At 64.6% G+C, this 10,026-nt stretch carries 10 protein-coding genes; 7 read left to right on the forward strand and 3 right to left on the reverse strand.

All coding sequences use genetic code 11. The features are described from left to right. Nucleotides 1-175 precede the first annotated feature (175 nt). The 3 genes from AC0KW6_RS06975 (at nucleotide 176) to AC0KW6_RS06985 (ending at nucleotide 3,623) form a co-directional block, all read left to right on the forward strand. Nucleotides 176-1,285, forward strand: coding sequence for a pyridoxal phosphate-dependent aminotransferase (locus AC0KW6_RS06975; protein WP_474034526.1), 1,110 nt, complete (start codon nucleotides 176-178; stop codon nucleotides 1,283-1,285). A gap of 90 nt (nucleotides 1,286-1,375) precedes the next feature. Further along, nucleotides 1,376-1,570 (forward strand): histidinol phosphate aminotransferase, encoded by a 195-nt coding sequence (locus AC0KW6_RS06980; protein ID WP_323783988.1) that lies wholly within the window; start codon nucleotides 1,376-1,378, stop codon nucleotides 1,568-1,570. Nucleotides 1,571-1,763: 193 nt separating this feature from the next. Beyond that, the gene (locus AC0KW6_RS06985) at nucleotides 1,764-3,623 is read left to right on the forward strand and encodes an ABC transporter ATP-binding protein (protein WP_474034527.1); all 1,860 of its coding nucleotides are present in this window, start codon (nucleotides 1,764-1,766) and stop codon (nucleotides 3,621-3,623) included. 114 nt (nucleotides 3,624-3,737) lie between these two features. On the opposite strand, the gene AC0KW6_RS06990 is transcribed toward AC0KW6_RS06985, so the two are convergent. Next, nucleotides 3,738-4,418, reverse strand: a complete 681-nt coding sequence (locus AC0KW6_RS06990) for a TIGR04283 family arsenosugar biosynthesis glycosyltransferase (protein WP_474034528.1) — start codon at nucleotides 4,416-4,418, stop codon at nucleotides 3,738-3,740. Between the two features lie 88 nt (nucleotides 4,419-4,506). Between AC0KW6_RS06990 and ygfZ the strand changes: the two genes are divergently transcribed. After that, nucleotides 4,507-5,250 (forward strand): CAF17-like 4Fe-4S cluster assembly/insertion protein YgfZ, encoded by a 744-nt coding sequence (gene ygfZ, locus AC0KW6_RS06995; protein ID WP_474034529.1) that lies wholly within the window; start codon nucleotides 4,507-4,509, stop codon nucleotides 5,248-5,250. A 206-nt stretch (nucleotides 5,251-5,456) separates the two neighbouring features. Here ygfZ and AC0KW6_RS07000 read toward each other — a convergent pair whose 3' ends face one another. Beyond that, nucleotides 5,457-6,395, reverse strand: a complete 939-nt coding sequence (locus tag AC0KW6_RS07000; RefSeq protein WP_474034530.1) for a GlxA family transcriptional regulator — start codon at nucleotides 6,393-6,395, stop codon at nucleotides 5,457-5,459. 77 nt (nucleotides 6,396-6,472) lie between these two features. Between AC0KW6_RS07000 and AC0KW6_RS07005 the strand changes: the two genes are divergently transcribed. Next, nucleotides 6,473-7,033, forward strand: coding sequence for a cysteine hydrolase family protein (locus AC0KW6_RS07005; RefSeq protein WP_474034531.1), 561 nt, complete (start codon nucleotides 6,473-6,475; stop codon nucleotides 7,031-7,033). Nucleotides 7,034-7,196: 163 nt separating this feature from the next. Here AC0KW6_RS07005 and efp read toward each other — a convergent pair whose 3' ends face one another. Continuing rightward, nucleotides 7,197-7,760 (reverse strand): elongation factor P, encoded by a 564-nt coding sequence (gene efp, locus AC0KW6_RS07010; RefSeq protein WP_024089371.1) that lies wholly within the window; start codon nucleotides 7,758-7,760, stop codon nucleotides 7,197-7,199. Between the two features lie 219 nt (nucleotides 7,761-7,979). On the opposite strand from efp, the gene AC0KW6_RS07015 reads away from it, so the two are divergent. Further along, nucleotides 7,980-8,297 (forward strand): DUF6280 family protein, encoded by a 318-nt coding sequence (locus AC0KW6_RS07015; RefSeq protein WP_008556013.1) that lies wholly within the window; start codon nucleotides 7,980-7,982, stop codon nucleotides 8,295-8,297. Nucleotides 8,298-8,488: 191 nt separating this feature from the next. Next, entirely contained in the window at nucleotides 8,489-9,943 is a 1,455-nt protein-coding gene (locus AC0KW6_RS07020; RefSeq protein ID WP_474034532.1) for a cobyric acid synthase, read from the forward strand. Nucleotides 9,944-10,026 lie beyond the last annotated feature (83 nt).

Genomic DNA, 10,026 nt, shown 5'->3' on the forward strand with positions numbered 1-10,026 from the left:
CATTGGCGTTATGGTCCACCGGCACCGGCCAGAACAGGAGGCAGCCGAGGGCGGCGGCCAGCAGGGCGAAGCGGAAACCCGTGAAAGACTCCCTGAAAGACCTGGCGCGGACTGCGCGGGCAGCTGCGGCGACGCAAGCCTTGCCCCCTTCGCGGGCTTTCGGTTATCTGCCCCCATGACTGGTCCCCGCTATACCCCGCTTGCGCACTCCCTGCCCTCCACCGTGCCGTTTGTCGGCCCCGAAACCCAGGAACGCGCCCGCGGCCAGGCTTTTGCCGCGCGGCTGGGCGCCAATGAGAACATATTCGGCCCCTCGCCCAAGGCGGTTGCGGCAATGGCGCAGGCATCAGCCGACATCTGGAAATACGGCGATGCACAGAGCCATGATCTGCGCCAGGCGCTGGCGGCGCACCACCGGGTGCGGCCCGAGCATATCATTGCCGGCGAAGGCATCGACGGGCTGCTGGGGTATCTGGTGCGGCTGCTGATCGGGCCGGGCGATGCGGTGGTGACCTCGCTGGGGGCCTATCCGACATTCAACTATCATGTGGCCGGGTTCGGCGGGCTGCTGCATATGGTGCCGTACAGGGACGACCGCGAGGATGTCGGGGCATTGTTTGCCAAAGCGGCGGAGGTGGATGCCAAGATCGTCTATCTGGCCAATCCCGACAACCCGATGGGCAGCTGGCACAAGGGGGCGGAGATCGCCGCGGCGCTGGACCATCTGCCGGAGGGCTGCCTGCTGCTGCTGGACGAGGCGTATGTGGAATGCGCGCCGGAGGGCACCGCAGCCCCCGTCAGCGCCGATGATACGCGGGTGATCCGGATGCGGACCTTCTCAAAAGCCTATGGCATGGCCGGCGCGCGGGCCGGCTATGCGCTGGCGCACCCGGATCTGATCTCGGCCTTCGACAAGGTGCGCAATCATTTCGGCATGAACCGGGCGGCGCAGGCCGGCGCCCTGGCGGCGCTGCAGGATCAGGACTGGCTGGCGCAGGTGCTGGCGCAGATCGCGGAGGCGCGGCGCCGGATTGCCGGGATCGCGGCGGACAACGGGCTGAGCGCCCTGCCCTCGGCCACCAATTTCGTGGCGATTGATTGCGGCCGGGACGGGGTGTTTGCCAAGGCGGTGCTGGATTCGCTGGTGGATCAGGGGATTTTTGTGCGGATGCCCTTTGCCGCGCCGCAAAACCGCTGCATCCGGGTGAGCTGCGGGCCGCAGGCGGAGCTGGAGGGCTTTGCCGCCGCACTGCCGCGGGCGCTGGCTTCGGCACGGGCCGGCTGAAACTTGCCAACCGCCGCCGGATCGCGCCGGTTTTACCGGACATTCCCCCCTGCTGGACTACCATTTTGGTGCAGAACCGGGAGAATTGTCATGCGTGACCCTGAATTGCCGGCCAACATGCCGGATTTCTTCATCGCCGCAATCACCTTTGCCGGGATCAACCTGGTGTGGATCTTCTTTGTGGTCTGGGTGATGTACGGAATGGTGCCTGTTCTGGTGCTGGCGGTGCTGATCAACCATCTTATCACCAGGCTGGACATCCGCCTGAACGCGCGGAAGGCGTGAAACCCGCCTTCCGCCTGTTTCCAAGCCGCGGCTGACGCGCCGCCCGGACCATTGCGGCCGTCCCGCGGGGGGCATTCCGCCCGCTGCAGCGGCACGGCGAATTGCTTGCGCCCTGCAACCGACCTGCTTAAATGGTTGCGGCATGTCAGAAAAGGCGCGAAATGACCCGAACTCCCTGCCGGACCCTCCCCGCATGAGCCAGCCTCACAAATCCTCCCGCGAGCTGTTCGGCTGGCTGTGGCGCGGCTATCTGCGCCACTACATCGGGCTGCTGGGCATCGCCGCGGTGTTCATGCTGCTGGAAGGCGCCACCATGGGCGCGCTTGGCTACATGATGCAGCCGATGTTCGATCTGGTGTTTGTGGCCGGCAATTCCGACGCGCTGGTCTGGGTCAGCCTGGCGTTTCTGGCGATTTTCACCATGCGCGGCGTGTCCAGCGTCACCCAGAAAGTGCTGCTGAGCAAGGTCTCGCAGACCTCGGCGGCGCATCTGCGCAAGGATATGCTGGCGCGGCTGATCCGCCAGGACCCGGCGTTTCACCAGCAGCATCCGCCGGGGCTGCTGATCCAGCGGATCCAGTCGGACGTCTATGCGATCAACGCGGTCTGGCAGGCGGTGATCACCGGCGCGGGGCGCGATCTGGTGGCGCTGGTGGCGGTGCTGGGCGTCGCCTTCAGCATCGATTGGCGCTGGACGCTGATCCTGCTGATCGGGGTGCCGGTGCTGCTGCTGCCGATCTCCACCATCCAGCGCTATGTGCGCAAGAAGGCGTCGCGGGCGCGCGATCTGGGCGCCGATCTGGCGACCCGGCTGGACGAGATTTTCCACGGCATCGTGCCGGTCAAGCTGAACCGGCTGGAGGAGTATCAGGTGCACCGGTTTTCCGAACGCACCGATGATTTTGTCCGCTCGGAAGTGAAGGCGGCCTTTGGCACCTCGTCGATTTCCGGCATGACCGACATCATGGCCGGTGTCGGCTTCATGGCGGTGCTGCTGTATGGCGGCAACGAGATCATTGCCGGCGAAAAGACCGTCGGCCAGTTCATGAGCTTTTTCACCTCGATCGGCCTGTCGTTTGAGCCGATGCGGCGGCTGGCGAATATTTCCGGCGTCTGGCAGGGCGCCGCGGCAGCGCTGGAGCGGATCAAGGAACTGCTGGATGCGCCGATCCTGCTGAGCGAGCCGGAGCAGCCGCAACCGGCGCCGCAGGGGCTGCCAGCCATCAGCCTGAACGGCGTCGATCTGCATTACGGCGACGCACGGATCCTGCACGGGCTGACGCTGGAGGCCGAAGCAGGCAAGACCACCGCGCTGGTGGGCGCGTCAGGTGCGGGGAAATCGACGATTTTCAACCTGCTGACCCGGATGGTGGATCCGCAGGCAGGGTCGGTGACCGTCGGCGGGGTTGAGGTCACCCACCTGACAACCGCCGATCTGCGCGGGCTGTTTTCGGTTGTGACCCAGGATGCGATGCTGTTTGACGAGACCCTGCTTGAGAATATCGTGCTGGGCCGCACCGATGTGAGCGAGGACGAGCTGCAGGCGGCGCTGGAGGCCTCGCATGTGGCGGATTTCCTGCCCAAGCTGGAACATGGGCTGGACACCCGGGTCGGCCCGCGCGGCTCGGCCCTGTCGGGCGGCCAGCGGCAGCGGGTGGTGATTGCGCGGGCGCTGTTGCGCAATACGCCGGTGCTGCTGCTGGACGAAGCGACCTCGGCGCTGGATGCGCAATCCGAGAAGGTGGTGCAGCAGGCGCTGGACAAGCTGGCGGGCGGCCGCACCACGCTGGTGATCGCGCACCGGCTGTCGACCATCCGCAACGCCGACAAGATCGTGGTGATGGACCGCGGCCGGGTGCTGGACCAGGGCACCCACGACGAGCTGCTGGCGCGCGGCGGCGTCTATGCCGACCTGTACCGGCTGCAGTTTCAGGACGGCAAGACGGTGGTGGATACTGCCGGCATTGCCGCCCAGGCGGCACAGGTGCCGGGCGGCGCCGCAAACGGCAGGGACCGCTGGTTCCGCCGTTTTGCACGGAAGGTGTTCGGCTGAATTCCAGCTTTTTTGGAATGGCAGACAGGGCAGCGCCCAAGCCTGGACGGGCGCAAATGCGCCCTTCCCTGGGGAGGGCCGGGTGCTGCCCCGCCAGTCAGCCGCGCAGGAGGTCTATTTCCGGTAGGAAGCGGACAGCTTTGCAGGCTCCGCTCCCAGAAAATACCGCATCAGTGTCCACAGGTTCCGGCCGCCGCGCCGCAGCCAGCCGGCCCGCTGATAGCGCACCGCGCTGGTGAGCGCCGCGCAGGGCAAAACGGTCAGCCCGCGCAGACGCCGCACCAGGGCCACGTCCTCCATCAGCGGCTGATCCGGATAGCCGCCCGCGGCCGCATACGCATCGCGCCGGATCAGCAGGGCCTGATCGCCATAGGGCAGGCCGAACAGGCGGGACCGCAGATTGGCCCAGCCGGCAACCAAGGCAGGCATCAGCCCCCTGGCCCGGAACCGCAGGCGGAAGTAAGCGGGGCGCCCCTGCCCCTGCTGCAGGTGCTGGGCCACCGCCGCGGCCCATCCCGGTTCCAGATGGGTGTCGGCGTGCAGCACCAGCAGCCAGTCCCCCCTGGCCGCTGCGCAGCCCCGGCGCAGCTGGCCGCCGCGCGACGCGGCGCCGCTGATCCATGCGGCGCCTGCCCCCTCGGCAATGGCGCGGGTGGTATCGGCGGAGCCGCCATCGGAGACCACCAGTTCGCGGATCAGACCGGCGGCCAGACCCTCCATCAGATGTTCGAGCGCAGCGGGCAGCTCGCTGCTTGCGTTCAGGGTGGGAATGATGATGCTGACCGGCGCGGGCATGGCAGGAATTCCTGTTTTCTTCCGCCCTGCTTCCTATATCACTGGGCGGCACTATGAAACGTCCCCTTAGCCACACCGGAGACACAAAATGAGCGACCGCCGCATCCTGCGCCTGACGGGCAGTGACGCCAAACCCTTTCTGCAGGGGCTTGTCACCAACAATGTGGACCGGCTGGGCGGCGGGCTGGTCTATGCCGCGCTGCTGACGCCGCAAGGCAAGTATCTGGCGGATTTCTTTCTGGCCGCGGACGGCGAGGCGGTGCTGCTGGATGTGGAAGCGTCGCTGGCCGAGGGGCTGCTGAAGCGGCTGAACATGTACCGGCTGCGCGCCGATGTGCAGGTGGAGATGACCGATCTGCAGGTGCAGCGCGGCACCGGGGAAAGGCCCGCGGGCGCCCATGCCGACCCGCGCCATGCGGCGATGGGCTGGCGGGTGTACGGCGCCGCGGGCGGCGATGACGGCAGCGACTGGGATGCGATCCGGGTGGCGCATTGCATCCCTGAGACCGGCGTCGAGCTGGGACCGGAGAGCTATATTCTGGAAGCCGGGTTCGAGTCGCTGAACGGGGTGGATTTCCGCAAGGGCTGCTATGTCGGCCAGGAGGTGACGGCGCGGATGAAGCACAAGACCGAGCTGCGCAAAGGGTTCCGCACAGTGGACGTGGACGGCACGGCGCCGGTTGGCACGGAGATCACCGCAGACGGCAAGCCGGCGGGCACGCTGTTTACCCAATCCGGCGGCAAGGGCATTGCCTATCTGCGGCTCGACCGCGCCAAGGGCGAAATGCTGGCCGGGGAGGCCCGTGTCACCTGGCAGCCGCAAGCGGGCTGAACGGAAGGGTTTTTTCCGTTCCGGGCACAGAAATACCGCGCAGCCGTCAGCTGCAGGGCGATGGCGGGCTTGGGTCAGCTCTGCTCCAGCAGAAAATCCTGCGTGCCGGCGGCGTTGCTGCGGTAAAAATTCCCGGCCGGTTCTGCGGACTTTCAGAACATTCCCTGCATCGCGCCGGGTGTCCGCCTTACACCACAACAGGACCTCTAAATTGGATGAATTTTGAAACGGCTTCGAAATTCACCAGCGCTCAGGCCTGAAACAGATTTAAAGAGGCGGTTGAAAGCGGAAACATCGTGATAGCCGACACGCCAGCAGATTTCGCTGACCGGCAGCGCCGTGAGTTCGAGCAGCCCCTTTGCTTTTTCAACTCTAAGCTCTTGAACATATCGATTTACGGAAAGCCCGGTTGCGCTTGGAAACTTACGATGGAGTGATCGTTCCGAAAGACCAGCCCGATGGGCCAAGGCAGCAACCGATAGATCTGTTTCGGCGTGACCCTCCATCCAGAGCTGCAGGGTGCGGATGGTCTGGTCTTTATGCGTCATGTCCGGGCGGAAAGACCGGTAATTGCGCTGCTCCCGGCCCGTCGGGTCGATCAGCATCTGACGGCACGTGCGTGAGACGACGGCCGGGCCAAGCCAGCGACCGATCAGATGGATCCCTAAATCCACCCAAGCCATCACCCCGCCGGCGGTGACAATATCATTGTCATCCAGCAGGATGTGTTCGGGGTGCAGGCACACCTTCGGGAAGGTTGACCGGAAGTCCGATTCGAGCGCCCAATGCGTTGTCGCCGGGCGACCATCCAGAATACCTGCATGCCCCAGCCAATAGCTTCCGGCACAGGCAGAGCAAATGATCGTTCCGTCCAGATGCTGATGCCTGATCCAGCAGTGCAGGTTGCGGTCATCGCGCCCCCTTGCCCCTGTTAAGTTCGGCGGGAAAATAATGGCGTCGATGTCTTGCGCAGGATCAATGGCGGCGGGCGTCAGAACCTGATGGAAAATCTTCCGCCCGGTCTGTTCGTCGACATGCCCATTGGCCACGTCAAACATTTCGCCCAGCCCATGCAAAGCGGATCGTTGAACACCCTCATAGGCGACAATGGCGACCATTGGCGTATTTGGCACATTCTCTGTCATATCCGCCAATCGTAGCGGCAGGGCATGGCATCGTAAATCCCAAGACAGAGTTAAACGAACATTGAAACGAGGCCAAAATGACCAATACCGCCCTGCTCCTGATCGACATCCAGAACGATTATTTCCCCAGCTTCGAGGGAAGCAAGATGGCTCTGCCGCACATGGACGCCGCTTCGGAAAGGGCCGCAAGCCTGCTTGCGACCGCGCGCCAGACAGGTGTGAGGGTGATCCATGTCAAACATGTCATGGCACCTGATGCGGCCCGGTTTTTTCTCCCGGGAACCGCCGGCGGAGAAATCCATGACAGTGTTGCACCAAAGGCTGCGGAAACAGTTGTCGAAAAGGCCAGGCCGAACAGCTTTGCCGGCACGAACCTGGAAGCCCTGTTGCGGGAGGCACAGATTGAGCACCTCGTCATATGCGGCGCAATGAGCCAGATGTGCGTCGACGCGACTGTCCGAGCCGGAGTTGACCTTGGCTTTGAAGTGTCGGTGGCTCACGATGCCTGCGCAGCAGCAAATGTCGCGCATAATGGTGTAAATGTGTCGTCCGAATTGGTTCATGCGGCGATCATGGCACCTTTGGCCGCCAGCTACGCAGATGTCCGGCTTGCCTCGGAAATCTTTCCTGAAGTGTGAAGCCCGCATTCGTGGCGCATCGCAGCATCGGTCACTCGGGACTCGCCGCGGTCAATGCGGGGAAACCGGCAGAGGCCCGGCTGAAAGCTGAAGTTGACAGCGCCAAAAATGAAAGCCCCGCGCATCTGCACGGGGCTTTCTGATTGCGGTCTCCTGAGGCGGCTCAGGCGCGCTCGGAATATTCCATGGTCTCGGTATTCACCACGATCATCTCGTCCTGGCCGACGAAGGGCGGCACCATGACCTTGACGCCGTTGTCCAGGATCGCGGGCTTGAAGGAATTCGCCGCGGTCTGGCCCTTGACGACCGGCTCGGTCTCGACGATCTGGCAGGTCACCTTCTGCGGCACGGTGGCGTTCAGCGCCTCGGATTCGTGGAATTCCACCACAATGGTCATACCGTCCTGCAGGAACGGGCGGCGTTCGCCCAGAAGTTCGGCCGGCAGTTCGATCTGCTCGTAGGTTTCGGTGTCCATGAACACCAGCATGCCGTCGCTCTCATAGAGGAACTGCTGGTCTTTCTGCTCCAGCCGGACCTTCTCGACCTTGTCCGCCGAGCGGAACCGCTCGTTCAGCTTGGAGCCATTGCGCAGGTTGCGCAGCTCGACCTGGGCAAAGGCGCCGCCCTTGCCGGGCTTGACGTGATCGACCTTCACCGCTGCCCACAAACCGCCATTATGTTCCAGGACGTTTCCGGGACGGATTTCGTTACCGTTGATCTTGGGCATGGGAAAATGCCTTTCAGATGGTTGTTGAAAACTTGCAAGACCCTATATCTGGCAGGCTGATCGCTGGCAAGACAAGGATATGGTGTGTACGAAGGATGAAGAAGCTATGCGCAAATTGCATGAATGCTATGCATCTGCGCTCTATCCGAATCGTCACACTTCCGTCATAAGCAGCGCTACGCCGAAAATTGCAATAGCAAGAACAACAAGGGATACGAGATGCGAGATTTCGTAGACGGCACCGCTTATAACAACGAGCAAGGCAACCGTGCCCGCAAACTTTTTGCAGCCGTTGTCCTGGCCGCACTGGATGATGCCATCGCCGACGACAAGAAATACGGCAATGGCCCGGAACAGATTGCCCGCTGGGCGCGCTCGCGCGATGGCCGCGAAGTGCTGTCCTGCGCCGGTATCGACCCCAATGAACGGGTGGTCGAAGGGCTGATGGACTTTGTCGGCCGCGGAGTGCGGACGTCGGTTGCGCTGTCGCGTGAAGAAAGCGAACGCCGCAACGCTGCGCAGGCAGAAGCCGCCTAAGGCCGCTGCCCCGCATTGCTGAAAAGCGCGCCCCTTGGGGCGCGTTTTTCTTTTGCGCGCCCCGGTTTCCGCGGGGGCAAGCCGTCGTTCGGCTGCCGCCGGCTGGCGGTTCCGGCACAGCGCCCATGGACGGCGCCGCCTAAGCTGCTATGCAGGCCCTGACAGAGGGGCGCAGGCAGGGAGAGGCAGCAATGGCGCGTTCGATCATGATCCAGGGCACCGGCAGCAATGTCGGCAAGTCGCTCCTTGTGGCGGGGCTGGCGCGCGCCTATGTGCGGCGCGGTCTGAAAGTGGCGCCGTTCAAGCCGCAGAACATGTCGAACAATGCCGCCGTCACCCCCGAAGGCGGCGAAATCGGCCGTGCCCAGGCGCTGCAGGCCCGGGCCGCGATGCGCCCCCCCCACACCGACATGAACCCGGTGCTGCTGAAACCCGAGACCGACACCGGCGCGCAGGTGATTGTGCAGGGCCAGCGCCGCGGCACCCAGGGCGCCGGCTCCTTCATGCGCGACAAATCAGGTCTCTTGGAGGCGGCGCTGGACAGTTACCGGCGGCTGGCCGCGGAGGCCGATCTGGTGCTGATCGAGGGGGCCGGATCGCCCGCCGAGACCAATCTGCGCAAGAACGACATTGCCAATATGGGCTTTGCCTGTGCCGCGCAGGTGCCGGTGGTGATTGCCGGCGACATTCACCGCGGCGGGGTGATTGCCCAGATCGTGGGCACCCGTGCGGTGCTTGAACGCCATGACCTGGAGCGGGTTGCGGGGTTCCTGGTGAACCGCTTCCGCGGCGATCTGAGCCTGTTTGATGCGGGACGGGACGATATTGCCGCGCGCACCGGCTGGCCCTGCCTGGGGGTGGTGCCGTGGTTCTGGGACGCCTGGAAACTGCCGGCCGAGGATATGATGGACATCGCCTCGCACAAGGGCGGCGCCTGCAAGGTGGCGGTGCCGCAATTGGAGCGGATGGCGAATTTCGACGACCTCGACCCGCTGGCCGCCGAACCGGCGGTGACGGTGGAGATCGTGCCGCCGGGGCGCGCCCTGCCCGGCGATGCCGATCTGGTGATCCTGCCCGGCAGCAAATCGACCATCGGCGATCTGGCGTATCTGCGCCGCCAGGGCTGGGACATCGACATTCAGGCCCACTGCCGCCGCGGCGGCCATGTGCTGGGCCTGTGCGGCGGCTATCAGATGCTGGGCCAGACCATTGACGATCCCGGCGGGGTCGACGGCCGCCCCGGCAAGGCCGCGGGGCTGGGGCTTTTGGATGTGCATACGGTGATGTCGGGCGAAAAGCGCGTCACCCTGACGGAAGCGGTGACCCGCGACGGCAATCTGCCGGTGAGCGGATATGAAATCCACATGGGCCGCACAACCGGCGCCGACTGCGCCCGCGCCTGGCTGAGTATCGGCGGCCGGGCCGAGGGCGCCGCCTCGGCGGACGGCCGGGTGAAGGGATCCTACCTGCACGGGCTGTTTTCCTCGGATGCCTTCCGCGCCAGCGTTCTGGCGGCACTGGGGCATGAAAGCCAGGCGGGGTATGAGGACGGCGTCGAGGACACGCTGGACGCGCTGGCGGCGCATCTGGAGCGATACATGGATCTGGACCAGCTGCTGGAGCTGGCACAGCCGGTGCCGATCTGACCCGCTCGCAAAAGCAGACAGGCAAGCCCTCCCGCGCCCGCCGTCCAGCCCTGGCTGGCGCCAGGACCATCCGCGGCCTTGGG

It is taken from the genome of Leisingera sp. SA215 (genome assembly GCF_055902035.1).

What these genes read in the sequence shown, in the direction of transcription:
- AC0KW6_RS06990 (WP_474034528.1), bottom strand. Translation starts at nt 4,418, where the DNA reads ATGCCCGCGCCGGTCAGCATCATCATTCCCACCCTGAACGCAAGCAGC.
- AC0KW6_RS07005 (WP_474034531.1), top strand. Translation starts at nt 6,473, where the DNA reads ATGACCAATACCGCCCTGCTCCTGATCGACATCCAGAACGATTATTTC.
- ygfZ (WP_474034529.1), top strand. Translation starts at nt 4,507, where the DNA reads ATGAGCGACCGCCGCATCCTGCGCCTGACGGGCAGTGACGCCAAACCC.
- AC0KW6_RS07020 (WP_474034532.1), top strand. Translation starts at nt 8,489, where the DNA reads ATGGCGCGTTCGATCATGATCCAGGGCACCGGCAGCAATGTCGGCAAG.
- AC0KW6_RS06980 (WP_323783988.1), top strand. Translation starts at nt 1,376, where the DNA reads ATGCGTGACCCTGAATTGCCGGCCAACATGCCGGATTTCTTCATCGCC.
- AC0KW6_RS07015 (WP_008556013.1), top strand. Translation starts at nt 7,980, where the DNA reads ATGCGAGATTTCGTAGACGGCACCGCTTATAACAACGAGCAAGGCAAC.
- efp (WP_024089371.1), bottom strand. Translation starts at nt 7,760, where the DNA reads ATGCCCAAGATCAACGGTAACGAAATCCGTCCCGGAAACGTCCTGGAA.
- AC0KW6_RS07000 (WP_474034530.1), bottom strand. Translation starts at nt 6,395, where the DNA reads ATGACAGAGAATGTGCCAAATACGCCAATGGTCGCCATTGTCGCCTAT.
- AC0KW6_RS06975 (WP_474034526.1), top strand. Translation starts at nt 176, where the DNA reads ATGACTGGTCCCCGCTATACCCCGCTTGCGCACTCCCTGCCCTCCACC.
- AC0KW6_RS06985 (WP_474034527.1), top strand. Translation starts at nt 1,764, where the DNA reads ATGAGCCAGCCTCACAAATCCTCCCGCGAGCTGTTCGGCTGGCTGTGG.